The organism is Longicatena sp., from assembly GCF_982403165.1.
The window spans coordinates 1-25873 of record NZ_CEVYEL010000001.1 but is presented as its reverse complement, the minus strand read 5'-3'; the positions used below and the strand labels follow the sequence as shown (position 1 = coordinate 25873).

Here is a 25873-nt window from a genome sequence, read left to right as displayed (position 1 = left end):
ATAAAGGATCGATGGTATTGACATGATAAGTTATCCATGGTAAACTTCTATCGAAATTACAGTTAGATTAGACTAACTTATGGAGGACTTATGATTGATAAGAGGTTATTAAAAGAAATGCCACAAGCAAAAGTCATGGTATGGAAACAGGTATTCATGCAATGGCTAGGCATGTTGAGCAATATCGGAATGGTTTTTCTTTTCGCAAATATCTTTGTGGAAATGTTTCAGGATACCTTGACGCTACGCAATCTGATGCTATGTGCCATCGGTGTCATATTGATGATTATCGTTCGCATGCTTACCAGTATGCAGGCAAGCCGGTATTCCTATAGGGCAAGCTGTGATGTTAAAAATCATCTTCGTCAACGCATATATGAGAAGTTGCTGGAGCTAAAGAACAGTTATACGCAACATATTGCGACAAGTGAACTGGTACAGCTCAGCGTGGAAGGTGTTGATCAGCTAGAGACGTATTTTGGACGATATCTGCCACAGTTTTTCTATAGCATGTTAGCACCGTTGACTTTGTTTTTGATTCTTGTCTGGCTGGATTGGCGAAGCTCTTTGGTGTTGTTGGTATGTGTACCACTAATTCCACTCTCTATCATCGCCGTACAAAAGTTTGCGAAAAAGCTGTTATCAAAATATTGGACGAGCTATGCCAGTCTTGGAGATAGCTTCTTAGAAAATCTGCAAGGCTTAACTACCTTAAAAATCTATCAGGCCGATGGATATAAGCATGAAGAAATGAATAAAGAAGCAGAAACGTTTCGCCGTATTACGATGAAGGTGTTGACGATGCAGTTAAACAGTGTAAGTGTGATGGATCTGATAGCTTATGGTGGGGCAGCAATTGGCAGTATCGTAGCCATGATTGCATATCGAAATGGTTCTATTTCATTATTTGCTGTCATTAGTATCGTGTTGTTATCAAGTGAATTTTTCATTCCTTTACGTCTGTTGGGCTCATTTTTCCATATTGCGATGAATGGGATTGCCGCAAGTGCGAAAATCTTTCGTTTGTTAGATATACCACTTCAGGAAGAAGCCAAATGCACATTATCCGATGAACCGGTTGTCATGCAACTATCGCATGTTACCTTTGCTTATGATCAACAGCGTATTGTCTTACAGGATGTCAGTTTAAACGTTTTGGCAAACAGCTTTGTATCCATCGTAGGCGAAAGTGGCTCTGGTAAGAGCACGATTGCTAAGTTATGTTGTGGATTTGCATCGGATTATCAAGGGAGTATCACTGTACAGGGGATAGAGCGCTCTTCTTTAGCTGATGCATCCTTTTATAAAAAGGTGATGTATGTGACCCATAAGCCAACCATCATAAAAGGAAGTGTTCGTGAAAACTTACGAATGGGTAATCCTTTAGCAAGTGATGAGGCGTTATGGAAAGTTTTGCAAGATGTCTGTATCGCAGATTTCTTACAGGAACAAGATGGTCTTGATACGATGTTAGAGGAAGGCGGACAGAATTTATCTGGAGGGCAGCGGCAGCGTCTGGCAATGGCCAGAGCATTATTGGCGGATCGAGAAGTCTATATTTTCGATGAGGCAACTAGTAACATCGACATGGAAAGTGAAGATGCTATTTTACAGTTGATTCATCGTTTAAAGAAAGAAAAAACGGTATTATTAATTACCCATCGTTTAAGTAGTGTCGTAGATAGTGATTGTATTTATGTCATGGAAAAAGGAAGCTGTGTAGAACAGGGGACACATGAAGAATTAAGGAGACAAAACGGTGTATATGAACGTATGTTTAAACAACAACAGACACTGGAACAGTTTTATAAGGAGCAAACAGTATGAAACAAGAAAGTAATTTTAAACTGATGCTGCGCATGAGCAGCTTAGTAAAACCATTAACAGGTTATATGATATTAGCCATTACATTAGGGGTCACTGGCTTTCTTTGTGCCATCTTCATTCCCTATTTTGCCTCTTTATTGATTGCACATATCGCTATACAGGCACCGGATTTTCCCATCTCTGTATTCTTTATCATAATGGGAGTATGTGCTATCTTGCGAGGTATTTTGCATTATGGAGAACAAGCATGCAATCATTATATTGCTTTTAAATTGTTAGCTATTTTAAGAGATCGCGTATTTTCTACTTTACGTCGCTTATGTCCGGCAAAGTTAGAAGGGAAAGACAGTGGCAATCTGATTTTTTTGATCACCAGTGATATTGAGGCCTTGGAGGTTTTTTATGCCCATACGATTTCTCCTATCTTCATTGCCATCCTTACTTGTTTGATCTTATTAGGTATGTTTCTCAACCTGCATCCTGTTTTTGCCCTTATTGCCTTCTTTGCCTATTGCAGTATTGGCATCTTATTGCCATTGTATATTACCAAAAAAGGGAAAGCGGATGGAAAAGCATCACGTAAGGAATTTGGCGATTTAAGTGATTATACATTGGAGTCTTTGCGAGGAATGCAGGACATCTTGCAGTATGAAGCAGGCAAGGAACGCTTAGCGGGTATGCAAAAGCGCAGTACGATTGTAAATGAACGGCAAAAGAAATTGAAGCACTATGAAGGTGTGAGTATGGCGCTGGCCAATATGGCTATCATGGGTTTCTCTTGTATAATGGTGCTTTGTGCAGGTTGGCTCTATCTATTGAATGAAATCAGTTTTACCAGTGCGCTGATGGGAAGTGTTTTACTGCTTTCTAGCTTTGGACCAGTGATGGCACTCAGCAATTTATCAAATAATCTATTGATTACAATGGCCAGTGCAAGACGCGTATTGCATCTGTTGGATGAACAGGAGCAGGTAGAAGAAATCAATGGTAAGCAGAAGGTGGCCTTTGGTGACATGTGTTTGCAGGAGGTATCCTTTGCTTATGCTGATGAGATGATCTTACAGGACTTTCATGCGGTGTTTGAAAAGGGAAAGATTACAGGTATCTTAGGAAAAAGTGGTTCTGGTAAATCCACTTTATTAAAACTCTTAATGCGATTTTGGTCTGTTACACAAGGTCAGATTCATGTGAATGATACAGCAATAAAGGATATCAATACAAAAGACTTACGGCAGATGCAGGGGTATGTGACCCAGGATACGGTACTGTTTCATGATTCCATCTTGAATAATATTCGCATTGCCAAACTAAACGCATCGATAGATGAAGTAGAGGCGGCATGTAAAAAGGCTAATATCCATGATTTTATTATGTCGTTGCCAAAAGATTATGCTACACCGGTTGCAGAACTTGGAGAATCGTTATCGCAGGGAGAACGTCAGCGTATTGCTTTGGCAAGAGCTTTCTTACATGATGCACCTTGTCTTTTACTGGATGAGCCAACCAGCAATCTGGATGCGCTAAATGAGGCGGCCATTTTAAGTAAGCTAGCTGAACAGAGAGATAAAACTATCGTTTTGGTATCTCATCGTCCAAGTACATTGCGCTTTGTTGATCATTTGATTCAAATGAAGCATACGCGTAGCAGCTGATGGTTCGCATGAAATTCACATTTGCCGCCATGCGTATGCATCAAGAAACATGTAAAAAAGTTTCTAAGTCAATCGAGGAAAAAGGAGTAAATGAAAAGTGAGGAAACATATAACGAAGAAAAGAGACCAGGAAAAACAAACGATTCGTTTTATGATTGATCTATATTGCCATAAGCATCATAAGGAACATCCTTGTCAAGAATGTGAAGATCTATATGCCTATGCCAGTAAGCGTATCGAGCATTGCCCTTTCATGGAAACTAAGACATTTTGCAGCAGCTGTAAGGTGCATTGTTATCGAAAAGAGCAGCGTGATAAGATCAAAGAAGTGATGCGTTTCAGTGGCCCTTATATGCTGTTGTATCATCCACTCATGGCCCTTAGACATATGATAAACACAAGTAAGCAGCATTGGGAAAAAAGAAAAACAAAAGGAGTTTCGTGATATGAAATTAGCGTATTTATTGATTGGTATCATTGCCACGGGGTTAGGAGCAATCGGGGTTGTTTTACCCGTTCTACCTACAACGCCCTTTCTGTTGTTGGCGGCTTATTGTTTTGCGAAAAGTTCAAAACGTTTTCACACATGGCTGATGCAGACATCCATGTATCAAAATCATTTAGCCAGCTTTGTTGAACAGCGCAGCATGCGTTTGCGTACGAAGGTATCGTTGTTAAGCTTTGCCAGTGCCATGCTATTATTGGCTATGTATTTTATGGAGCATCTGTATTTGCGTCTGTTTCTGCTTTGTTTAATGGCATTTAAATATTATTACTTCCTATGTCGTATTGAAACCATACGCTCCTAAGCAAAAGTTCTGATTAATTATGATTCTATGTTTAACCTTTACAAGGGATGTTTGCCATGACAATAGCGACAAACTAGAAAAGAGGAAAACGTAACATGTTGAGCAAGCTTGCATAGGGAATTTCAAAAAAAGATAGTCTGCAAATATTATGAAAAAGCTGTATCAACCATGTTCTTTCTAATAAAGGTGGGAGAATACTTGCTGCTTTTTTAGAAGGATTGCGATGTTTGTTAGTATCCTTGGGAATGCCTTTCGTATTCCTTTCTATTCTGTTTATTTTATGATAAAATGCAAATAGAAAACATGAGGTGAAAAAATGAAAACAACATTAGTAGTTTTGGCAGCCGGTATGGGCAGTCGATATGGCGGATTAAAACAGATGGATCCATTAGGACCTAATGGGGAAGCAATTTTGGAATTCTCAGCATATGATGCAATTAAAGCAGGCTTTGATAAAATTGTCTTCATTATAAAAAAAGAAATGGAAAAGGATTTCAAAGAATTAATTGGGGATAAGATTGCACGAAAAGTAGAAGTGGAATATGTTTTCCAAGACATTGATTCTGTATTGCCAAGTGGATTCCACATTCCTGAAGGAAGAAGTAAACCTTGGGGTACGGGACATGCATTGTTATGCTGTAAAGATGTGTTGCATGAACCATTTGCCATCATTAATGCAGATGATTTTTATGGCAGAGAATCTTATAAGATTTTGCATGACTATTTGGCAGATCCAAACCATACAGACTATTGCTTGATTGGTTACATCTTGGAAAATACCTTAACAGATAATGGCAGTGTGACAAGAGGTATCTGTCAATCCGAAAACGGTCTGTTAACAGAAGTTAAAGAATGTGCCAAGATTGAAAAGCATGAAAACGGTGTGCAATATTTTGAGAACGATGAATGGATCGATGTGGACGCAACTTCATTGGTATCAATGAATATGTGGGGATTCTTCCCTGATTATGTGGAAAAGATTGAAACAAAGTTCCATGCATTTTTAAATGAAAAAGTACCGGAAAATACTATGAAATCAGAATTTTTAATTCCTGTGGTAACCGATGAATTGATCAAAGAAGGCAAGGCCACGGTGAAGTTATTGAGCAGCAATGAAAAATGGTTCGGTGTTACGTATCAGGAAGATAAGCCGGGAGTAAAAGCTGGTATTAAGGCATTGGTTGATAAAGGCTTATATCCAAGTGATCTTTGGAAATAAGTAAAAAACGGTTAAGAACGATAAAGCATAAAAAAAGGAAGTCGCTTTCATGCTATCTTGTCGCTGGCAAGCACAAGATGCATAGAGTTCTTCCTTTTTCGCTTTTATGAGACGATTGTTTTTGCTTGTTACTTCTATTGCTTAAAATTGCTTGAGAAATGTTTCATGGTCTTCTATACAGCGTCTTTTTCTTGTGTTTCATAACGCTGTTGCATGGCTTCATATAAGCGCATAAATTCATAATGATCTTTTGTATAAAGCTCCTCCAGCTGATAAGAGAAATTAAAATCATCGTCATATCCTGCGAAGATGTTTGGCAGATACTCATATAGCTGATTTGCTAAGGCTTCGACATGCTCAATATCAACACCGATTACTTCAAACACTTTTTTTACAGTGAAAACCAAAAAGCGTACGCGATAAGGACCACCCTTATATCCTACTTGTGCACATGTCCAATAGATTTTATCACGGGGAATGACGGTAATCTTGGTACTGCATAATAATAAATATGAAGATGTTAAGACAATTTTTTCACCATAAGGTTTTTTCCCTTCAGGAAACTCATATATGTATTCTTCAAATAACAGTCCATTTGCTGCATCCTGATTGATTTTCTCGGCAATTTCTTGCTTACTGCCGTCTTGATAAGGAAGAATGAGATTTTCCCCTTGGGCATCAGCTTTCCTCGTACGAATAGTCCCGATAACATCCGCGCATACAACGATGACGATTAAGACGATACCTATACTATAAATAGTGTTTTTAAAGGATGGATTCCTGGCAAATTCATCTTGTAAAAGAACATAAAGAAGTACCATGAAACAGACAAATAAAAGTGTACAGATGCGCAATCGCCTTCTTGTGGCTTTGTGAATACGTTTGGATTCTTTAACTAAAAACTTTTCAATCATAAAACATCACTCCTCTTCAACTTCTTTTATGCTATCCTTCTATAAGGGATAAGCCATTGAAAATGGTATTTACCTTCTTCATGGTGATGACTATATCATATTTTTCTATTAAAAGCTTGTAAGATATGACACAAATTTCCATTTTGTTTCTATCGTTTTAAGCTTATTAGAAAAAAAGGATGATTACATAGAAAGAGGCGTTTTTTCTTATTAGCTAAGATAGACAGAATGTACGTTTGCTGTATTTGACTTACTGGGAAAAGTTTTATACAATGGAAGCACTTGTGTAAAAATTAAGGAGCTTGAACTTTATGGACGCAAAACGAGAAAAATTATCCTCCCGCTTGGGATTTATCTTTTTATCCGCGGGATGTGCAATTGGATTAGGTAATATTTGGCGTTTTCCTTATATGGTAGGAAAATATGGCGGTGGAGCTTTTGTGTTGGTATACTTATTCTTCCTTATTATATTAGGACTTCCTATTATCGTCATGGAATATGCCGTAGGGAGAGGATCAGGAAAAAGTGTTGCCCGCAGTTTTCATATTTTAGAGAAACCGAAACAAAAATGGCATATCTTTTCTTATGTGGCAATGCTGGGGAATTATTTATTAGTAATGTTCTATACGACGATTGCTGGATGGATGCTGGCATATTTCGTCAAGATGGCGAGCGGTGAATTTCATGGCGCAACAACACAACAAGTAAAAGAAGCCTTTCAAACATTACAACAAGATCCTTTGGCTTCTGTCTTTTGGATGATTCTGGTGGTGCTGATTGGTTGTGGTATTTGTGCACTGGGATTACAAAAAGGGGTTGAAAAGATTACGAAGGTAATGATGGGGTTATTGTTGGGCGTTATGTTGCTATTGGTTGGTAAAGCCCTGAGTCTTACGAATGCTATGGAAGGTGTAACCTTTTATTTAGTCCCTGATTTTGATAAGCTGTTGCAAAACGGTTTGTTTGATGCAATTTATGCGGCGATGGGGCAAGCCTTTTTCACCTTAAGCATCGGTATGGGAGGCATGGCTATTTTTGGCAGCTATATTGATAAACAGCATTCTTTAACCGGCGAAGGAGTGCGAGTAATGGCATTGGATACCTTTGTGGCTATCATGGCAGGGCTTATTATCTTTCCGGCCTGTATGGCATTTGGTGTAGCTGCGGATAGTGGTCCCGGCTTGGTTTTTGTGACACTACCTAATATTTTTAATGTGATGGACAATGGACAGTTGTGGGGAACTTTATTTTTCATCTTTATGAACTTTGCGGCTTTATCGACCATCATCGCCGTATTTGAAAATATCGTTTCTTTCTCCATGGATTTGTTCGCCTGGACCAGAAAGAAAAGTGTCTTATTAAATATCTTAATTCTGATTGTGGGCAGTATTCCTTGTGCTATTGGCTTTAGTGTCTTATCCGGTTTTCAACCTTTTGGAGAAGGAAGTGCCGTTTTAGATCTGTTGGATTTCTTAGTATCAAATGTTATTATGCCACTTGGTTCTTTGGTATTTGTCTTCTTTTGTACGCGCAGCTTTGGCTGGGGATGGAAAAATTTCCTGCAAGAGGCAAATGCGGGGGAAGGATTGCCTTTTCCAAAGAACATGCGTTGGTATATCAGCTATCTTTTACCTGTCATTGTCGTGTTTATCTTTATATTGGGGCTTTGGGATAAATTAAAGCTGATGTAGCTATAATGAAACTTGCTTAATAATAATTACATAGGTTAAAAGATTTCTTTTATGTTGGATAGGTAGTCTTCCATAAGAAATCTTTTTTGCTGTTTGATACAGATGAAGATAAAGTTTTACTGTTTTAATTTGGAAGATGGATTTTTACTGGTCGGATGCAGAAGAAGGTGAAAGAGCGTTTTTTGATAATGGCAAAAAAGGGCGTATAGAATACCATCTTATGTTTAATTTATAGATCGTAGAAAAGAAGATAAAGCATAGTAAAAAAAAGACTTCTCACACGTGCAACTTGTCTAGAAGTCTTTTCATTACTATGTAATTAGGGTAAGATCATTTGGTCTTTTCAAAAAAGTTTTCTGTAGTAGTACTGATACAGGATCTACTTTTTGGAAATTTCCATTTAAATATTGGAAAGGTTAGCATCATCCATTGCGGGAACAGAAAGCGTATAGCTATTATTACGCAAATCAATCGTAACTTCACAACCATTCGCAAAGCGCGTTTTTTGACACTTATAATCGTGATCTAAAAATTCATGTGAGACCATCTCTTCCTTGGCGACAAGTGTATGAAAAGTACTTACGATGGCAGAGCGCTCTTGTTTCTCTTGCTTGGTTAAGCTTTTATATTCGTTATCAAATACACCATCTGTATTAGGATAAGCACCATCCTTTTCTAAATACGGCGCACCGCCGTTTAATAAGGCATACAGCATGAGATCTTCGCCATCCAGGTAAACATCCATTGGCCAAGGCAATAAGACACAGTCATGATAAACTAAGTTAAACAAAGGAACGCCGATTCCAATGCGCTCTTCTTTAGGAGAATGCATCATAAAATGATAGGGTCCATAATGAGCAAAAATTTGATAAGGCAAGGCCCATTCATTGACCTCTTCACTACTGGTCAAAATATGCTTAGACAACAACCAGGCAAAGCAAGCATTGCGATACGCTAAGCATTCTCGACGTGTCATACGATGCATAGGATGAGCACATTCATCTGGTTCATTACAGGTGAAGACATCTAAATACACCGCATCCGGATAAATGCCATGAGCAAATAACGCTTCATAATTGCGTTTTACATAGGAGCTTGCCAGACTAGCACATAAGTAATCCTGTTCACCTCCGGCCCAATAGGCATGCGAAGGGATACTGCCGTCTGGTAATTGCACACTATTTTGTGGATCATATTCCTTTCCCAGATGGTAATGATCACGATATTGATCATGCAATCCGAATACATAATGCAGCTGTTTCATCTGTTGGCATAAGGCTTGCAAGCCATCCCAACCACCGGCTTTTTCACAGGGAGGCAATATAGAAGGATGCGCATTGTCATAGCCTTCTACGCCCCAGCCATCCAGATGCAGATATAATTTATTTACGCCAAGCTGCTTCCATTCGATCATTTCTTGTCGGCGAGTTGCAAAGGTTGTTAAGGATTCATAGCGATCCGGCTTTTTCGCATCGTAAAAACGGGATTGTGGCTGGACATGTGTTTGTATGCCTTTATGCAGAAAACATGCGCCAATCAATTCATCAAGGGAAGGCTGTTGAATACTTTTTTCCTTTAATGTGACAAGTAAACCGCGAGCGATGGCATCCTTGCGATAGGCCTTTGCGATGGTGTTATGATCACAATGTTCATAGAACTGCATGCGTAAGCTGCGGCGATAGGATAACTTGCCAAGACTGCTCAGCCAGCGAATGGAAACATGCGTATAGGGACCATGTGCAGGATGCTGTATTTGATAAGCACTATCCCATGGTGTATCGTTGATAAGCAAATATCCCATGTTTTCTTTAATCTGGGAAAGCCAGGGCATATAAGCACTGCTGGAACAAAAGGCTCCATCAAAAGGTAACTGACATACTTCTTTCTTCCATGTATTTGGCAACAGTAAACCCTGTTGTAAAGGAAGCAGTGTATACCAATCCTTGCTTGCCTTATCAAATGTAAAAGGCATAGGCCAAAAAACTTCCGTTACTCCTTCATCTTTAATGGGAAGGAAGTGAAAGGTGATTTCGGATGATGAAGAAATAAGTATCAAGGTCTGAAAATGAAGATCTGTATTGAAAAAGCCCTGATAATCACTTAAAATACCTTTTGCTAAGCCTACTTGACAGTAAGAATGATGAATCTGTGTCGCTTGTGTAAAAGCAAGCTTTTTTTGATGATATAAGAGATAAGGGGCTTGTTGAATGCTTTGCCAATGTTGATGTGGTAAAGCAATCGATATTTGTAAGGTATCTTCTTGTAAGGTAAGGGTGATGGTATGTGCCTGTAAGTTCATGTGTCCTCCTGCTATTTTCTTTTTCTGTGTTATGATACTATGAAATAGGAAAGTTTGCAATTTTTCCTTGAACAAGGAGAATATAATAATGCTATACTATAAGCAGAATGTAGAATTTAATTGCTAAGAAAGAACAGGAGATCAAGATGAAAGTCTTATATGTGAGTGATTTGGATGGTACGTTGTTAAATGAAAACAGTTCGATCAGTGAACAGAGTTTATCTATTTTAAACACATTAATCAAAAAAGGGGTAGCATTTACGTTTGCCACGGCACGATCCTTACATTCAGCAGCCAAGGTCACAAAAGGCTTACAGCTGAAACTTCCACTAATTGTATATAATGGTGTATATGTATTGGATGCGAAGGATCACCATATCCTTGCACAGCAGGAATTTACAAAGCAACAGCTGGAACAAATTTTGCGAATTGGTGATGCCTACCGGCAGTATCCTTTTGTCTATGCGTATATCAATGGCGTAGAACGTGTATCCTATCTGCCGGACACTTTGCATCCCGGGGGTTGGCATTATCGAAACAGTCGTATGGATGATAAACGCTTTCGATCAATCGTATCCGCACAACAGCTGTTGGATGGGGATAGTTTCTATGTGACCTTCATCAATGACAAAGAAGCCTTACAACCTATTTACGAACAGCTATGTGCCTTAGATACATTTACGATTACTTTTCAAAGAGAACTAGGCAGAGAAGAATATTGGCTGGAAGTGATGCCGGCGACCGCTAGTAAAGCGAATGCTATTTTAAAATTAAAGGAACTTGGTGGCTTTGATCATGTGGTCTGCTTTGGTGATGCCGTAAATGATTTGCCGATGTTTCAGGTTGCAGATGAAGCTTATGCCGTTGACAATGCTATTGAGGAACTGAAACAACAAAGCGATGGTGTCATAGGCAGCAATGAGGAGGATGGCGTCGCAAGATGGATGCAAGAGCATGCCCTTTGTGTAGAGTCATAAGGATATGTGCTATAATAGGGAATAGAAAATGGGAGGAATGACGATGATCAAATTGATCGCATGTGATTTAGATGAAACGCTGTTAAACAGCGATAAGAAAATATCCGAGAAAAATCGGATAGCAATACAACGGGCAAAGGATGAATATGGTGTACTCTTTGTACCTGCTACCGGACGCGGTTATACTTGTATTGATGATGTGTTAGACACCTTAGCATTACGTGATCAAGAAGATGCCTATATCATCAGTAACAATGGTGGAATCCTATGCACTGCGAAAGATTATCAGAAGTTACAATTTCACGCATTGCCTTTTGCTTTGGCTTGTGAACTGTTTCAATTTGGTTATGAAGCTAATGTCTGTATTCAAGTGTTTACGGATAAAGATGTTTATGCCTTCCATTTAAATGAAGATGAAAAGAAGTGGCTGTTTATGTTTAAGCCAGATAGTATTATTTGTGAAGAGACATCGTTGGCGTTTTTAAAGGATACACCAATTGCGAAAATCTTATTTCAAAATACGGATATGGCATATTTACAACAAATAGCAAAACAGATGCAACCCATTACAAAGGATAAAGTCAGTGTATCTTATTCCAGTAATCGCTATTTAGAATTAAATGCCATTGGTGTTGATAAAGGATTGGGCTTGAGAGAATTAGCTGCACATCTGGGAATTGCTATCGAAGATACTATGGCAATCGGAGATAATCTGAATGATTATGCGATGTTGAAGGATGCTGGTGTGGCAGTTGCGGTGGCCAATGCCGTAGCAGAGATTCAAGCTATCAGTGATTATGTTACCAAGGCGAATTGTAATGAAGATGCTGTCGCAGAAGCAATTCAAAAATTTATCTTTGCATCATGAAAAGGAGGAAGATGTATGGAATCCAGTGAACGCAGAAAGCTTATTCTGACACATATTAAGCAAAGTGAAAAACCGGTTTCAGCTAGCGCGTTGGCAACACTTGCTCATGTATCGCGTCAGATCATCGTCGGTGATGTGGCTTTGCTTAGAGCAGCAGGGCATCATATCATAGCAACACCGCGTGGTTATGTATGTGATGTTAAAGAAGCCAGTGGCATTAGAAAGACGATTGCCGTAGATCATACGGCTGAACAGATGATGGATGAAATCTATACGATCATTGATTTAGGGGGAACACTAGTTGATGTAATTGTCGAACATCCGATTTATGGGCAATTATCCGGGCAGTTACATATTGCCTCTCGCTATGATGCTCAGCAGTTTTATAAAAATGTTTGTGAAAATAGGGCAAAACCATTATCAAATCTGACCAATGGTTTACATTTGCATACACTGCAATGTCCTAGTGAAGAAGTCTATACACGCATTATTCAGCGTTTGGATGAAAAAGGATTTTTATATAAACGATAGCTAATAAGACGCTTATGAGGAACAATTGCTTTTTATCAAAAAGGAAGAGAAAGGACAACGCGAATAAAAACTCGCGTTTTTTTGGCCTTTTTTACGCTTTTTATGATGTCGCGTCGTATATACATATGCAAGGGGAGTTTGTAAGAAAGAGGTGTAAGGTATGAAAGAAGGGATGCGTTTAGCTAATAAGTATGAAATTTTAAAAGAAATCGGTAAAGGCGGTATGTCAATAGTGTACTTGGCTATGGATCTGCACATTCATAAGATGTGGGCAATCAAGGTGATGAAGAGAGCTCATAGTTCTTCTTCCATCCTTATGCAGGCTTGGACAAAAGAAGCGGATCTATTAAAAGAACTTGATCATCCCGGTTTACCGCGCATTGTTGATATTGTTGAAACAAGTGAGGAAGTTTGCATCGTCATGGATTATATTGAAGGGGAAACGATGGAAACCATGATACGCGATTATGGACCACCGCCACAAGCTAGAATAATTGCATGGGGTGTGGCATTATGCGATATCTTAGCATATCTTCATCAACAGTCACCGCCCATTATTTATCGAGATCTAAAACCCGGTAATATTATGGTAAAACCAAAGGGAGAGCTGTGTCTGATTGATTTTGGAATTGCACGTCGTTATCAAATTAACAATGATCGAGATACAACCGTCTTAGGTACGCAAGGGTATGCTTCACCTGAACAGTTTTCTATTGACCAACAAAGTGATTGTCGCAGTGATATTTATTCTTTAGGGGCAACTTTATATCATATGGCCTGTGGACGTTCTCCTTTACATAAGGAGATGCAAGCTTTACCAGATACAATCTCCAGCGGATTACAAAACATCATGCAAAAATGCATGGAATTAGAACCAAAAAATCGATATGCTTCGATTTTACAGGTGCAATATGCGCTCTCTCATATACAGGAATATGATACGTACTATCGTCATAAACAAAAGCTACATTTGCGTTTAACGGGTATATGTCTTTTGTTTTGCATGCTGTGTTTTGGGGGTGGTGTTTGGGCAAATGCGTATGCTCATCTATTGCATGCGCAGGCATATGAAGGTTTGCTTGAAGCAGCTTTACAGGAAAAAAGGGAGGATAAACAAAAGCAGAAATTGTATCAGGCGGTGAAAGAGTTGCCACATCGTAAAGAAGCCTATATGCAGGTAGTAGCGATCTATGCACAGGATGGTTGTTTTTCTTTCTTGGAAGAGGTTGATTTCAAACGAAACATACAGCCTTATATTTCTCATGAAGATGTTTTCTATGAAGAATTGTGTTTTCAGATTGGCAAGTTGTATTGGTATTATTACGAAACAAAACAGGAGGCACAACCATCTATATCACGTATGAAGGCAGCCTACTTTTGGTTTTCAAAGGTACATACACATGTGAAAACGCAGGCATATGCATTGGCGCAAGCATATGCCAATATTGCAAAATTTCATCAGACGATTACGCTGCGTATGGAAGAGGTGGAAGATGCCGGTATGTATCAAAGGTGTTATCAAGATATGGAACACCTGTATCAGCAGCATCAAATGAAAGCACCGGCAGAAATCGTCGAGTTGGAAAGTGATCGTATGTTTGTCTGTTTATTAGTGAATTATGCTAGAGGATTACATCGTGATGGCATCAGCGAAGAGAGGATGCTATTCAGAATGAAAACAATCAAGGAAGAGGTGATGCAATTAAATACTACCACACCTAAGACAAAAGCGCTGAAAGTAGAAATCTTACGAATGTGTGAAGAAGGGACGTCACGAATACATGTGGCATGTCAAAAGGAGAAACAGGATGGAACGATGGGAAAGACTGCATGATGGCTGTATGATGTTAGGCATCATGGGATGTCTGTTGTTTGTTTGGCTATGTCATCATTGGGCTGTGTATACGGCACTATCACAACTTAGTGGCTGGAAGATGAAACGACAGCTGTCCCAACAAAGGAAAAGGAAAAAGGATCAAGTTTATTGGCGAATGCCTAATCAGCAGACTTGGAAAAAAACACAAGATGAACATTATCATCAAGCGTTTATGAAACAAACGGACACATCAGACAAAGAGCAAAGACGTATATGTTTGGAAACGACGATGCTGACAAAGGATGAGCAAAAGTGCAATGTGCTTGCGCAAACCTGTATTCTGCCAGTTGTACAAAAGGAAGATATAGAAGAAGGGAAAAGAGAAGAGCGTGAGGGTAAGGTATCCTTATGAAAAGAGTAAGTAAGAAAGGTGAAAATGTCATGAGAAAAAGGTATGGATGGTTGGTTATATTGGTAATGGGTATGGTAGTATGTGGTGCTACCTCATTTTTGAAGGCACATGAAGAAACTCCTTGTTTCACCATTCAGCTTTGGAAGAATTATGAAACAAAGGATCCAATCGTGAAGCAAAAGGTGACATTGCAATATGAAGAAGAGGAAACATTGCAGACCTTTACACAGCTAAGTGATGAGGATGGAAAGGTTGTTTTTCCTATCCATGATGCAGCAATGGAAAAAGGTATGGAAGTTTTGGTTTTTATCCATCATGATGAGCAAGAAGAAACAATGAACCGTTTTTCCATATGTTTACAAAAGGATAAGCTCGATTATGTATATCATAAGGAAAAGAATGTCTTACAGCTAAAAGATAAGCAAGCACCTATCATTACGAAGGCAGCCTTATCCACATACCAATTTAGTAAAGATCCCATTCTTATTAGCCTAACGGCGATTGATGATAGCAATACATCACAAGAACTAACCTATGGTGAAAAAGGAGGCCCCTTCCAAAAAGAAGCGGTTTTTACAATCGTAAACAATGGACGCTATGTCTTTTATGCCAAGGATGAGCAAGGAAATCTCAGTGCACCTTATGAGGTGAAGGTCCAAAACATAGATACAACAATACCTACACTTATCAGTGGGGAAAAGATAACCCTCTATGATCCTCATGGGGATGGCAGACGGCCCCACACGACTTTATTTCAAACATGTTTTGCGAAGGAGTTTGCAATACGCATTCCGATCATGGATGAGGGAAGTGGCATCGCAAAAGTGACATTGTTTAGTGATGGACTGCCAATTGAAAATGATTGTCTTAACTTTGCGCAGCATCCCCAGAAAGAAGATGCTGTATTTGTCGTGCGACTGCCAGAAGAAATGGTAAAAGCGCAGGGGACAATTTCTTTTAGCTTGGAAGATGCCGTGGGCAATTGCAGTGATGTTATCCCAATTACTAGAGAGAATTCTAATATAAAGGCTGCGCGCAATGATATCCTGTTAGAAAAGCAGGCAATGCAGTTGCATATAAGTGCTGATCTTACGACTGCTCATCAATATGCGAATAAAGATGTGATATGGCTAGATCAACATGTCCCGATTACCATACAAGGAACAGATACACTCTCAGGAATTTATGAGGTGCGCATTTATACCAAACAACATCATCTTTTGAAGAAACAACAATGGGATGATGAACGCAAAGAGGAATTTCATATGAAGGTTAGCACTTCGGATATTCCTTTACAATATCGTAAAGACGGTGCCTGTTTCTTTTATGTAGAAGGAAGCGATCATGCGGGAAATATAAGCAAAACAAGTTATACGTGTTATGTAGATGATCAGCGCCCTACCATTGCCTTTTTTCGTTTACAGGGACAAACGCATAAGCCGGTAGCAAAAACACAATTAGAACTTTTTTATGAGGAGCCTTTATCGGTTTATGTGCAAGCACTGGATGGGGAAGCCAGCAGTGGTATTGCCTTTATTCAATGGTATACCATAGATGCTATGGGCGTAAAAAGTGACATACATAAGGATGTAACAGATGATCATGGAGGATTGTCAATACCACTAGATGATGGTTTTAGCGGCTGGCTGTATGCGATGACGCAAGATTATTGTCATCATTCTTCCAAAGCAAGCAATCACCAGGCGTATGTGCATAGCCAAGGAATTGTCATACGTCATCAGCTTAACCCACATCTTTCTTATCAGTTGCCCCATACCCCTTATCAAGATATAGAAGGCTTGCCTTTATATACAAAATCCGCGCCGATTACCATTCATTTGCGAATGCAGGATAAAGACAGTGGTATTCAAAAAGTGTCGTGGCGTTTGCTTGGCGATGAAGAAAACACGCATCAGCTCCTATGTGATTTACAGCCAAAACAGGCATATCAGATAGATCAAAAGCTGAAACAGGATGAACAAAGTTTTCATATTACCGGTGTCAATCATAATCTTATTACCTCTTTAGAAACAGATATCGCTGTCACATCCAAAGGTAATCATTCAACGTTGGAAGTCGTGCTGATGGATTGGCACAATCGCACAGATACAGTACACATTTCGTTTTGTAAGGATACAATGGCTCCTAATGTAAACCTGTTGTTTGAAGATCAGAAAGAGGAAGGTGCAGATAACGGTTATTTTACAAAGCGGACGGCGATCCTACAAATACAGGAACAAAACTTTATCGAAAAAGGTGTAGATCTTAACATACAAAAGGATCATAAGCGAATTCAAATGGATCTGCATTGGCAAAAAGTATCTAAGGATATTTATGAAGCTAGACTTTCTTTTCAAAAGGATGGAACCTATGCGCTTGCTTTACAGGCATATGATGCAGGAAAACTGGCATCAAAAAAGCAACACACCATCTTCACGATTGACACCAAACCACCTCTAGTAACCATTGATCGTTTGGATAGTGGAAATACAAAAGGATTTTTTCATCAGCCTCAACGGATTACCATTCAGGTGGATGAGACACATTTTGATGCGGCACGCATGAAGATACACGGAGTCGCAAAACAGCAAGAAAGACTTCTGCAATTCCCTAAACCAACCCCATGGAAGAAAGGAAAAGATGGATATTTTACTCATTTGGATTTTGTCGTAGATGGCACTTATGAATTACAGGTGCAAGCAGAAGATAAAGCAGGGCAGAAAAGTGAAAGTATATCCATCTTGCCATTTACTATTGATACACAAAAACCTCAGATTGAAATCATGGGAGTTACCGCCAATACAGCTTACCAAGGTATGGTAAAGCCAGTAATTATCTGTCGCGATGCCGCTATTGACCGACATTTGGTATCTGTGTCATTGACTTGTGCCAATCAAACAAAGACTAAGCTGGCTTATCAGGTAAAAGAACAGGGAAAACAATTACGATATCAATTTTCCTCCATCCCTTTTCAGCGTACATTTGATGGTATTTATACAGTATCTGTAAAGGCAAAAGATCGTGCTGGAAATCAGAGTGAAAAAACACTGACATTCAGTGTGAATCGCTTTGGCTCTGTCTATGAGCTGCCAAAGGTTTCCAATGCTTATTATCGTCATCCATTTGCTATTGAAATAACAGAAAGCAATGTTACGCGTTTACTTGAACAACAGGTGTTTCTTAGTGTGAATGGCAGTGTGCAAAAGCTAAAGAAAGAAGAATATACGGTTGTGAAAAACAAAGGCAATTGGTATCAATATACGTATCATTTGCCTAAAAAGCTATTTCAAAAGAATGGCCGTTATCAAGTATATTTATTATCAAAGGATGCTGCGGGCAATGCAAATGATAATACGGCTTATACAAAACATGCCATCGTAAAGTTTATGATGGATCAAAATGCACCGCAAATTGATTTTATGAATCTTAATGCACATACACGCTATGATGCAAACAAGCGTAAGGTTCAAGTATTCATACGCGATAATATGCAGCTGAAGAAAGTGACAATTCTTGTTAATGGAAAAGCACTTGCGTATGAAAAGAAGGAAGATATGTATACGTTTATGCTCTATCAAAGTTCTTTGCCTCAGCAGGTGAATGTGTACGCAGAAGATGCTGCGGGAAATATACAAACTATTTCCTGTGAGGATATCACCATACTGCCCCATCCTTCTTATACGCTTCAAACACCAAATGGCCAACCTTATGGATATGTGTTCGTCGGTATCATTTTAGTAGGAAGTGTCGCATATATCTATAAGAGAAGAAAGCATGCACGATAAGACAAGTTCTTAAATTTATGCTATACTTGAACGGTAAGAAGGGATATTTTGAAAAAGCAATCTTTGCTCACAAAGGAAGAGCGTAAACAACAGCTCTACGAAAAAAATAAACCACCCAAGCTTAGTATCTTGGAAGAGGTAGGAAATGCCATCACGCATGGGGCAGGCGCTTTATTTGCTCTTATCGCTATGGTGATGTTACTGATAAAGGCGGATACGATGAATAAATGCGTGGCTGCTTTGATTTATGGCATTAGTATGTTTCTTATGATGTTGATGAGCTGCCTATACCATTCTTTTAAGAGTGAATCAAAAGTGAAACATCTGTGGCGACGTTTTGATTACACCTCCATTTATTTATTGATCGGAGGAACCTTTGCGCCGATCTTACTTGTGTATCGCGGCGATGCGTTAGGAATTAGCTTTTTTATCATACAGTGGCTGCTCATCCTGTTTGGTATCATTATGATCCTTATTTTCGGACCCGGTAAGTGGCCGGCGTTACATTTTACGTTATATTTTGTGATTGGTTGGAGTGGTTTGGTGTTTCTGCCCGGTTTGTGGAAAGACAATCAAAACCTGCTTTGGATGATCTTAGGCGGTGGCATTGTGTATACCATTGGGATGATTCCTTTTGCGAAACATGGGAAAGGAAGTCATTTTATTTGGCATCTATTCGTGTTAGGCGGTGCCATCCTACACTGGTTGGGCATTTATTTGTTTCTATATTTATGAATCAGGCGATACGCAGTGTATCGTCTTTTTTCTTATAGTTGATGGAGAAAAGTATCTTTTGGTGAAAAGAAGCAGGGATTGTCCTACATGTGCTATTGTATACTCTATGATTCCTCTTTATTGATAGCAAGTCGTATGGGTTAGGTATCGGCGTATGGAAATATGAGAGAGGTTTTCCTTTAGGATGTAAGAAAAAGCGAAAAAGACTTTGACAAATTGAACATCAGGAGTATAATAGTCATAACATGTGTCTTGACACATGTAAACAAGATTTGGGAGGAAATGAAAATGAGTCAAAGTAATAAAATTCATACAATGGTGTTATCGGCACTATTGATTGCCGTAGGTATTTTGATACCAATCATCTCACCAATTAAAGTCATTTTAGAGCCAATGTCTTTTACCCTGGCAAGCCATGTGGCAATCATGATTGCAATGTTTGTTTCACCATTTGTCGCTGTTGCTACCGCTTGTGGAACAACGTTAGGCTTTTTGCTGTATGGCTTTCCTATGCCGGTTGTTTTACGTGCTTTCAGTCATGTGGTATGGGCTTTCGCTGGTGCCTATTATTTAAAGAAGCATCCAGAAACCTTAAATAATGTTTGGAAGAGCCTGTTGTATATGTTGGGAGTAGCACTTCTTCACGGTATCTTTGAGGTTGCTATTGTATTGCCTATTTATGTTGGTGATCCTACGGTTGACTTTATGTATATGGTCATGGGATTAGTAGGGGTAGGAACCATTGTTCATAGTTGTGTGGATATGGTATTAAGCATTGCGGTTTGGAAGGTACTTATTAAAAACAGAAGCATTGCAGCTGTAGCAAATGTAAAGGAAGCAGATTTAAAATTTGGTAAAGAAAAAGCATTACAGACAACATCCAAAACATAAACGTAAAATAAGATTTGTAAGCATATGTGCTAGCAAATCTTTTTCTTTATATGATTCATCCATGCATTCGATAACAAAACATTTTTGTAATTTGCATCGGAAAAGAAACGACATTCTTATGAAAGACTTTTGGCTTAAAATTCACACTTTAAAATCCATCTGCTTTCCTGTATAATAATGCCTAAAGAATAAGGGGAGTGAGGATATGGAAGTTGTTGAAAATCATTTTTCACAGGGATTAAAAGATGGCATTCCGATTGGCTTAGGATATTTATCTGTATCCTTTACGTTTGGTATGATGGCGGTTTCCAATGGAGTTCCTGTAGAGGTAGCTGTAATGATATCGCTCACCAATCTTACCAGTGCCGGACAATTCAGTGCCTTATCTTTGATGTTGGAGAGTGCTTCTTTACTAGAATTGGCGCTATCGCAATTTATCATTAATCTACGCTATGCCTTAATGTCCTTATCTTTAACACAGAAGGTAGACAAGCATATGAAAACATATGAGCGAGCTTTGATTGCTTATGGTGTTACCGATGAAATATTTGCTTTAGCAAGCTCTACCTATGAAAGAGTAGGAAAATGGTATATGTCTGGTCTTATCCTATTTCCTGTTTTCTGCTGGACAATGGGAACTTTGTTAGGCGGAGCATTTACCACTTTAATGCCGGAAAGTCTGCGAAGTGCTTTAGGTATTGCGATTTATGGTATGTTTTTAGCCATTATCATTCCTCCCGCCAAAAAGTTAAAGAGTGTTCGCAAAGTTTTGATCTTAGCGATAGCGCTGAGCTGCCTCTTTTCAGCATGTGCTTCCTTTTTACCGATCTCTTCCGGTTTTGTTATTATTATCTGCACCGTTTGTGCTGCCGGCTTTGGCGCTTGGCTGTTCCCGGTGGAGGAGGTGTCTCATGAATAACTATCTTCCTTATATGGTTGTTATGGCACTGGTAACCTATCTGATTCGTATGGTGCCCTTGACTTTTTTTCAGAAGGAAATCAAAAGTCCTTTTATAAAATCATTTCTTTTCTATGTACCTTATGCGGTGTTAGGCGCAATGACCTTTCCAGCCATTTTTACCAGCGGAGGCAGTGTTCTGGCATCTACTGCCGGTTGTTTGATAGCCTTATATTTGGCATACAAAGGTAAGGGATTGTTAAGTGTGGCAGTGGCTGCTTGTATTATGGTATATCTAGTTGATTTGGTTTTCCCATTGCTATCATAAAGAAAGGCTGTGCATAGTTGTCACAGCCTATTTTAAACGTTTGTTTACATGATGGAAATAGCGTAATAATGCTAAAATTAATTCACGCTGATAATCGTCCAGTTTGTGAATTGCTGCGGATAAATAGGCATCAATGGCTTTTGCATCTTCATTATCGGTAGTAAAAATTTTACCTGGATCTAAGTGCAGTATTTCCGCAATCATGAAAAAGTCATCTAAGCGTATGGATGTCCTTCCCTGCAGCAGGCTGTTGATTGTCTGCGGGGATAAATGGAGCTTTTTTGCTAGTTGTTTTTGCGTCATATTATTGATCGCTAAGGCTTCTTTTATAATTTCCCCGTAGTTTCCCACCATAAGATCTCCTCCTCCCTTTATTTACCTATTATAACGGATAGAAAAGGTAAAATTAGAAAGATGAAACAAAAGCAATATTTTTCCATAAAATATTATAATTTTTCTTTAATCTGCCTATACGTAAGCATAAAAAGCGGCATACATAAGCATAGAGGTGGTTTTGATGAAACCAGAACAAAAGGATATAATCATGGCCTATGCTGTTTTAATATTAGCTTTACTTTCCGGCATTCTGCTAGTTTTATTGTTCGCTTTTTTCATCCGTTAGCTTCCTTATCCATAGCAAATAAAGATCAATTTTGGCTTTTGTTTTCAAACAGCTTATCAAGTAACTGAAAGAACGATGCGTTTGCTAGTTGTCATCGTAAACTTGATAAAGTTTATCATTGCTGTTTTCATGATGCGCACTGTATACATTGCGATCTGAACATTCAACTTGTTAGATGTGTCGTATAAAAAAGGATTACCGTATGATAATCCTCTATTCTTCATAACTATTTTTCATCAGTGCGTTATATGGAATAACCGCCATCCACCGGAATGCAGACTCCTGTGATATAATTAGAAGCATCACTTGCCAACAGAGTAACAAGGCCATCGCTATCTTGATCCATTCCCCATCTGCCAATAGGGATTGCTGTTAATAAAGAAGTATCCCATTCTTCTTTTTCGCCCTGCAACGTACTGCCACAGCTCATGAAACCATATTGAATGGCGTTTACCTGTATCTGATCTTTGCCAAATTCCATTGCCAGATAACGCGTCATGGCCTCAATGGCACCATTACTGATGGCATAAGCACAATACGCTGAGGTATGTCTTGGCAAAATGCCGGTGGCGTTAATAATTTTTCCGCCATGTCCTTGCTTTTGGAATTGTCGTATGACTTCTAAGGAGAGAAAGAAGGCTGCACTTACATTAATATCATAAGCACTGTTCCATTCCAGTTTGGTTAGTTCTAAAGTTTCTTCTTTTTTTAAAATTGCCGCATAGTTTAATAATATATCAATATGCCCATAGGCTGCTAAAGCCTCTTTCATTACCTGATGGATAGCTCCTGGTGTTGTTAAGGATATAGTAAAAGAATGATAGTTACGACCGGTTGCCTCGATTGCTTTTTTCAGAGAACTGTCATCGCCGATACTGACGCCAAAGATATCTGCTCCTTGTTTCGCTAAGGCAAGTGCCGCATGATAGCCTAAGCCTTGGGAACAGCCACTCACCAATGCTACTTTTCCATAAAGATTCATATCCATGATCAAACCTCCTTGCATGTGTTAGTATGGGCAAGTTTTTTTTTCTCATACCTGTTGACAGACGATATACACAGTGTTATATTGTATATAGTCAATATATACAATATTGACACCCGGGAGGTAGTTTATGAATATCATCATCAGCAATTCCAGTGGGAAACCGATTTATGAACAAATCGTCGCACAGATCAAGCAGCTGATCATGACAGATGTCTTGAAAGAAGGGGACGCTCTTCCATCAATGCGAACGCTGGCAAAGGAACTTCGTATTTCGGTAATCACAACAAAGCGTGCTTATGAGGAATTAGAAAAAGAAGGGTTCATTGAAACCATCACTGGCAAAGGCAGCTTTGTGGCAGGAAAAGATAAAGAATTGATTCGTGAAGAACGTTATCGGCAGATCGAAGCACTTTTAGAAAAAGCGTGTGAAACAGCCAGAATGAATGGCATGACACTGGAAGAACTGCTGGATATTATGACACTTCTATACAAGGAGGAATAACGTATGGAACACATACTATCAATGCAGCATGTAACAAAGAATTATGGACGTTTTTGTCTGCAAGATATAACATTAGCTTTACCAAAGGGCTGTATTATGGGACTGATTGGCGAGAATGGTGCAGGAAAAACCACATTGTTAAAGGCCATTTTAGGTATGATTCATGTGGATGAAGGGCAAGTGGAAATATTTCATTCATCCTTAAGTGAAGATGAGCGAAACATTAAAGAAAAGATTGGTACGGTGTTCAGTGAAGCCAGCTTTCCCGAAAACATGACGCCCCAACAGATGGATAAGGTGCTGTCATCCATTTATCAACAATGGGATACAACAGCATTTCACAACTATCTAAAGGAATTTCGTTTACCGCTTGATAAAAGCAATAAACAGTTTTCGCGCGGCATGAAGATGAAGCTGCAAATAGCGATTGCCTTGTCTCATCAAGCACAGCTGTTATTACTGGATGAGGCGACAAGTGGTCTTGATCCGGTTGCCAGAGAAGAAATTTTAGATATCTTATTAGATTTTATTCAAGATGAAGAGCATGCCGTTTTAATTTCCAGTCATATTACATCCGATATTGAAAAATGCTGTGACTATGTTACCTTTCTACATGAAGGAAAAATGTTATTGAGTACGGAAAAGGATGCCTTATTAGATACTTATGGCATCTGGCATTGTACGAAGGAAGAGCTGATGAAATTGGATCATCACGATTATCTTGCCTATCGCGTGAATGCGTTTGCTGTTGATGTGTTGGTAAAAGATCGTCAGCGTGTGATGCTTCAGCATCCGAATGCCGTTATGGATCCAGCAAGTTTAGAAGATATTTTGGTGTTTATGGTGAAAGGAGAAAAATAGCATGAAAGGATTAATTTTAAAGGATATTTATAATTTAGCAACGCTTTTCCGTATTTATACGATTTTACCGATCTTAGCGATTGTTATATCCTATAGCCAACATTCTTTAGGAATGCTACAATTTCTGCCGGCTTTTATCGGTATGTTTGCGACAATCAGCGCCTTTGCTTATGATGAACAAAGTAATTTTGACAGCTTTGCGATGACCCTCCCCATCAATCGTAAAGATATGGTGATTTCTAAATATGTGTTAGCACTGGTCTGCATCTTTGCCAGTATGCTGTTGTCGATGGTTTTAGGCGCACTGATCTTAATGTTTTCACAAGAACATTTTCAAACGGTTGAATTGTCTGGATTTCTTGCTGAATGCTGTGGAGTTGCCATAGCAATGCTGTTTTTAAATGCCATCATGCTGCCTATGATCATCAAATACGGCTCTATGAAAGCACGCGTATTGATTATAATCTGTTTCATGCTGTTAGGCTTTTTGGGTAGTTTTGTCATTTCGCATATTGGCGGTATATTGCCCCAAAATTTCTTTATCTTCCTGCATGATTTCAAAGACTGGCTATTGCCTGTAAGCTTTCTTGGCGCTTTGTTTATTCTGTTGATCAGTGCCCTATCTTCCATGCATCTTATGAAACAAAAAGAGTTTTAAAAGGATGGATGTATTGGTGTTATAATGAAAGGGAAAGAAGGCGATCGTATGAAGGTGATCTTCCTTGATATCGATGGTGTATTATATCCCTGTCGTAAACGTATTTCACCATATACAACATTTCGTTTTGACCGCGAACAGCTAGTGAAGCATTATCAATGTGCAGCGATACGTGATTTATCGGATTATGATTTAGCCTGTGCGCAGAATGGGTTTGCTCATAGTGCAATACAGCTGCTAAAAACGCTTATTCAGAAAAGCAATGCTGTTATTGTTATCAGCTCATCCTGGAAATTCTCGCATACCCTGCCCCAGTTAAAAGCCTTGTTTGCCTTTTATGCATTGCAGGATGCCATTGTTGATAGCACAAGCAATGACTATGGCTTTTTAAAAACTCCGGCCATTCGAGCATACCTAAAAGATCATCCCAATATTACACAGTATATCGTTGTCGATGATTTAAATATGGAAAATGAATTTCATGAGCATGCCATCACCTGTCCGGATCTTTTTGATGAAGCCTGCTATCAGAAAGCACTCAATGTTTTATCACATTAAGTTCATATACATGAGATAAAATGCTTACTCTC

General features: G+C 38.9%; 24 protein-coding genes. 20 read left to right on the top strand and 4 right to left on the bottom strand.

Translation table 11 applies throughout. The annotated features are described in order from the left end of the window. Positions 1-90 precede the first annotated feature (90 nt). The 5 genes from AC1VS3_RS00120 to AC1VS3_RS00100 all read left to right on the top strand — a co-directional run bounded on the left by AC1VS3_RS00120 (position 91) and on the right by AC1VS3_RS00100 (position 5507). Positions 91-1827: an ABC transporter ATP-binding protein/permease gene (locus tag AC1VS3_RS00120; protein ID WP_117548073.1), complete on the top strand. Its 1737-nt coding sequence runs from the start codon at positions 91-93 to the stop codon at positions 1825-1827. After that, on the top strand, positions 1824-3479 hold the full coding sequence (locus tag AC1VS3_RS00115) for an amino acid ABC transporter ATP-binding/permease protein (protein WP_117548074.1): 1656 nt from the start codon (positions 1824-1826) through the stop codon (positions 3477-3479). The genes AC1VS3_RS00120 and AC1VS3_RS00115 overlap by 4 nt, the downstream gene beginning before the upstream one ends. Before the next feature lie 97 nt (positions 3480-3576). Then, a complete protein-coding gene (locus tag AC1VS3_RS00110; RefSeq protein WP_008686930.1) occupies positions 3577-3924 on the top strand; it encodes a nitrous oxide-stimulated promoter family protein in 348 nt (115 codons plus the stop codon). A gap of 1 nt (position 3925) precedes the next feature. Continuing rightward, on the top strand, positions 3926-4288 hold the full coding sequence (locus tag AC1VS3_RS00105) for a YbaN family protein (RefSeq protein WP_008686931.1): 363 nt from the start codon (positions 3926-3928) through the stop codon (positions 4286-4288). Between the two features lie 316 nt (positions 4289-4604). Next, complete coding sequence (locus AC1VS3_RS00100) at positions 4605-5507, top strand: sugar phosphate nucleotidyltransferase (protein WP_008686932.1); 903 nt, start codon at positions 4605-4607, stop codon at positions 5505-5507. Positions 5508-5680: 173 nt separating this feature from the next. Here AC1VS3_RS00100 and AC1VS3_RS00095 read toward each other — a convergent pair whose 3' ends face one another. Next, a complete protein-coding gene (locus AC1VS3_RS00095) occupies positions 5681-6421 on the bottom strand; it encodes a hypothetical protein (protein WP_008686934.1) in 741 nt (246 codons plus the stop codon). Between the two features lie 311 nt (positions 6422-6732). Between AC1VS3_RS00095 and AC1VS3_RS00090 the strand changes: the two genes are divergently transcribed. Continuing rightward, on the top strand, positions 6733-8112 hold the full coding sequence (locus AC1VS3_RS00090; protein ID WP_008686936.1) for a sodium-dependent transporter: 1380 nt from the start codon (positions 6733-6735) through the stop codon (positions 8110-8112). Positions 8113-8512: 400 nt separating this feature from the next. On the opposite strand, the gene AC1VS3_RS00085 is transcribed toward AC1VS3_RS00090, so the two are convergent. After that, positions 8513-10411 (bottom strand): DUF5696 domain-containing protein, encoded by a 1899-nt coding sequence (locus AC1VS3_RS00085; RefSeq protein WP_117548075.1) that lies wholly within the window; start codon positions 10409-10411, stop codon positions 8513-8515. A 146-nt stretch (positions 10412-10557) separates the two neighbouring features. On the opposite strand from AC1VS3_RS00085, the gene AC1VS3_RS00080 reads away from it, so the two are divergent. From AC1VS3_RS00080 to AC1VS3_RS00035, 10 genes are all read left to right on the top strand, one after another. Continuing rightward, positions 10558-11388, top strand: a complete 831-nt coding sequence (locus AC1VS3_RS00080; RefSeq protein WP_117548076.1) for an HAD family hydrolase — start codon at positions 10558-10560, stop codon at positions 11386-11388. Positions 11389-11431: 43 nt separating this feature from the next. Then, entirely contained in the window at positions 11432-12256 is an 825-nt protein-coding gene (locus AC1VS3_RS00075; protein WP_117548077.1) for an HAD family hydrolase, read from the top strand. Positions 12257-12271: 15 nt separating this feature from the next. Then, the gene (locus AC1VS3_RS00070; RefSeq protein ID WP_008686944.1) at positions 12272-12787 is read left to right on the top strand and encodes a transcription repressor NadR; all 516 of its coding nucleotides are present in this window, start codon (positions 12272-12274) and stop codon (positions 12785-12787) included. Between the two features lie 160 nt (positions 12788-12947). Continuing rightward, positions 12948-14621 carry a serine/threonine protein kinase gene (locus tag AC1VS3_RS00065; RefSeq protein ID WP_117548078.1) on the top strand — a complete coding sequence of 558 codons (1674 nt, stop codon included), beginning with the start codon at positions 12948-12950 and terminating at the stop codon, positions 14619-14621. Next, a complete protein-coding gene (locus AC1VS3_RS00060) occupies positions 14596-15015 on the top strand; it encodes a hypothetical protein (protein WP_117548079.1) in 420 nt (139 codons plus the stop codon). Before AC1VS3_RS00065 ends, AC1VS3_RS00060 begins: the two co-directional genes overlap by 26 nt. A 29-nt stretch (positions 15016-15044) precedes the next feature. Beyond that, positions 15045-18800, top strand: a complete 3756-nt coding sequence (locus AC1VS3_RS00055; protein WP_270355317.1) for an Ig-like domain-containing protein — start codon at positions 15045-15047, stop codon at positions 18798-18800. A gap of 48 nt (positions 18801-18848) precedes the next feature. After that, entirely contained in the window at positions 18849-19535 is a 687-nt protein-coding gene (gene trhA, locus AC1VS3_RS00050) for a PAQR family membrane homeostasis protein TrhA (protein WP_008686952.1), read from the top strand. A 288-nt stretch (positions 19536-19823) separates the two neighbouring features. Continuing rightward, positions 19824-20426: a hypothetical protein gene (locus AC1VS3_RS00045; RefSeq protein WP_481275469.1), complete on the top strand. Its 603-nt coding sequence runs from the start codon at positions 19824-19826 to the stop codon at positions 20424-20426. A gap of 205 nt (positions 20427-20631) precedes the next feature. Continuing rightward, the gene (locus AC1VS3_RS00040; protein WP_008686957.1) at positions 20632-21345 is read left to right on the top strand and encodes an AzlC family ABC transporter permease; all 714 of its coding nucleotides are present in this window, start codon (positions 20632-20634) and stop codon (positions 21343-21345) included. Beyond that, the gene (locus AC1VS3_RS00035) at positions 21338-21652 is read left to right on the top strand and encodes an AzlD domain-containing protein (RefSeq protein ID WP_008686958.1); all 315 of its coding nucleotides are present in this window, start codon (positions 21338-21340) and stop codon (positions 21650-21652) included. The genes AC1VS3_RS00040 and AC1VS3_RS00035 overlap by 8 nt, the downstream gene beginning before the upstream one ends. Positions 21653-21679: 27 nt before the next feature. On the opposite strand, the gene AC1VS3_RS00030 is transcribed toward AC1VS3_RS00035, so the two are convergent. Together AC1VS3_RS00030 and AC1VS3_RS00025 are read right to left on the bottom strand one after the other, a co-directional pair. Next, the gene (locus tag AC1VS3_RS00030) at positions 21680-22006 is read right to left on the bottom strand and encodes a helix-turn-helix transcriptional regulator (protein WP_008686960.1); all 327 of its coding nucleotides are present in this window, start codon (positions 22004-22006) and stop codon (positions 21680-21682) included. 512 nt (positions 22007-22518) lie between these two features. Further along, positions 22519-23262 carry an SDR family oxidoreductase gene (locus AC1VS3_RS00025; RefSeq protein WP_008686963.1) on the bottom strand — a complete coding sequence of 248 codons (744 nt, stop codon included), beginning with the start codon at positions 23260-23262 and terminating at the stop codon, positions 22519-22521. Between the two features lie 127 nt (positions 23263-23389). On the opposite strand from AC1VS3_RS00025, the gene AC1VS3_RS00020 reads away from it, so the two are divergent. From AC1VS3_RS00020 to AC1VS3_RS00005, 4 genes are read left to right on the top strand one after another with little or no spacing between them, the layout of a single operon-like run. After that, positions 23390-23764 (top strand): GntR family transcriptional regulator, encoded by a 375-nt coding sequence (locus AC1VS3_RS00020; protein WP_008686965.1) that lies wholly within the window; start codon positions 23390-23392, stop codon positions 23762-23764. 3 nt (positions 23765-23767) lie between these two features. Further along, positions 23768-24625, top strand: coding sequence for an ABC transporter ATP-binding protein (locus AC1VS3_RS00015; RefSeq protein WP_132225827.1), 858 nt, complete (start codon positions 23768-23770; stop codon positions 24623-24625). Between the two features lies 1 nt (position 24626). Next, positions 24627-25283 (top strand): ABC-2 transporter permease, encoded by a 657-nt coding sequence (locus AC1VS3_RS00010; RefSeq protein ID WP_008686968.1) that lies wholly within the window; start codon positions 24627-24629, stop codon positions 25281-25283. 48 nt (positions 25284-25331) lie between these two features. Continuing rightward, complete coding sequence (locus tag AC1VS3_RS00005) at positions 25332-25841, top strand: HAD domain-containing protein (protein WP_008686969.1); 510 nt, start codon at positions 25332-25334, stop codon at positions 25839-25841. The last annotated feature ends 32 nt before the right edge of the window (positions 25842-25873 follow it).

What these genes read in the sequence shown, in the direction of transcription:
- AC1VS3_RS00120 (WP_117548073.1), top strand. Translation starts at nt 91, where the DNA reads ATGATTGATAAGAGGTTATTAAAAGAAATGCCACAAGCAAAAGTCATG.
- AC1VS3_RS00115 (WP_117548074.1), top strand. Translation starts at nt 1,824, where the DNA reads ATGAAACAAGAAAGTAATTTTAAACTGATGCTGCGCATGAGCAGCTTA.
- AC1VS3_RS00105 (WP_008686931.1), top strand. Translation starts at nt 3,926, where the DNA reads ATGAAATTAGCGTATTTATTGATTGGTATCATTGCCACGGGGTTAGGA.
- AC1VS3_RS00100 (WP_008686932.1), top strand. Translation starts at nt 4,605, where the DNA reads ATGAAAACAACATTAGTAGTTTTGGCAGCCGGTATGGGCAGTCGATAT.
- AC1VS3_RS00095 (WP_008686934.1), bottom strand. Translation starts at nt 6,421, where the DNA reads ATGATTGAAAAGTTTTTAGTTAAAGAATCCAAACGTATTCACAAAGCC.
- AC1VS3_RS00090 (WP_008686936.1), top strand. Translation starts at nt 6,733, where the DNA reads ATGGACGCAAAACGAGAAAAATTATCCTCCCGCTTGGGATTTATCTTT.
- AC1VS3_RS00085 (WP_117548075.1), bottom strand. Translation starts at nt 10,411, where the DNA reads ATGAACTTACAGGCACATACCATCACCCTTACCTTACAAGAAGATACC.
- AC1VS3_RS00080 (WP_117548076.1), top strand. Translation starts at nt 10,558, where the DNA reads ATGAAAGTCTTATATGTGAGTGATTTGGATGGTACGTTGTTAAATGAA.
- AC1VS3_RS00075 (WP_117548077.1), top strand. Translation starts at nt 11,432, where the DNA reads ATGATCAAATTGATCGCATGTGATTTAGATGAAACGCTGTTAAACAGC.
- AC1VS3_RS00070 (WP_008686944.1), top strand. Translation starts at nt 12,272, where the DNA reads ATGGAATCCAGTGAACGCAGAAAGCTTATTCTGACACATATTAAGCAA.
- AC1VS3_RS00065 (WP_117548078.1), top strand. Translation starts at nt 12,948, where the DNA reads ATGAAAGAAGGGATGCGTTTAGCTAATAAGTATGAAATTTTAAAAGAA.
- AC1VS3_RS00060 (WP_117548079.1), top strand. Translation starts at nt 14,596, where the DNA reads ATGGAACGATGGGAAAGACTGCATGATGGCTGTATGATGTTAGGCATC.
- AC1VS3_RS00055 (WP_270355317.1), top strand. Translation starts at nt 15,045, where the DNA reads ATGAGAAAAAGGTATGGATGGTTGGTTATATTGGTAATGGGTATGGTA.
- AC1VS3_RS00045 (WP_481275469.1), top strand. Translation starts at nt 19,824, where the DNA reads ATGAGTCAAAGTAATAAAATTCATACAATGGTGTTATCGGCACTATTG.
- AC1VS3_RS00040 (WP_008686957.1), top strand. Translation starts at nt 20,632, where the DNA reads ATGGAAGTTGTTGAAAATCATTTTTCACAGGGATTAAAAGATGGCATT.
- AC1VS3_RS00035 (WP_008686958.1), top strand. Translation starts at nt 21,338, where the DNA reads ATGAATAACTATCTTCCTTATATGGTTGTTATGGCACTGGTAACCTAT.
- AC1VS3_RS00030 (WP_008686960.1), bottom strand. Translation starts at nt 22,006, where the DNA reads ATGGTGGGAAACTACGGGGAAATTATAAAAGAAGCCTTAGCGATCAAT.
- AC1VS3_RS00025 (WP_008686963.1), bottom strand. Translation starts at nt 23,262, where the DNA reads ATGGATATGAATCTTTATGGAAAAGTAGCATTGGTGAGTGGCTGTTCC.
- AC1VS3_RS00020 (WP_008686965.1), top strand. Translation starts at nt 23,390, where the DNA reads ATGAATATCATCATCAGCAATTCCAGTGGGAAACCGATTTATGAACAA.
- AC1VS3_RS00015 (WP_132225827.1), top strand. Translation starts at nt 23,768, where the DNA reads ATGGAACACATACTATCAATGCAGCATGTAACAAAGAATTATGGACGT.
- AC1VS3_RS00010 (WP_008686968.1), top strand. Translation starts at nt 24,627, where the DNA reads ATGAAAGGATTAATTTTAAAGGATATTTATAATTTAGCAACGCTTTTC.
- AC1VS3_RS00005 (WP_008686969.1), top strand. Translation starts at nt 25,332, where the DNA reads ATGAAGGTGATCTTCCTTGATATCGATGGTGTATTATATCCCTGTCGT.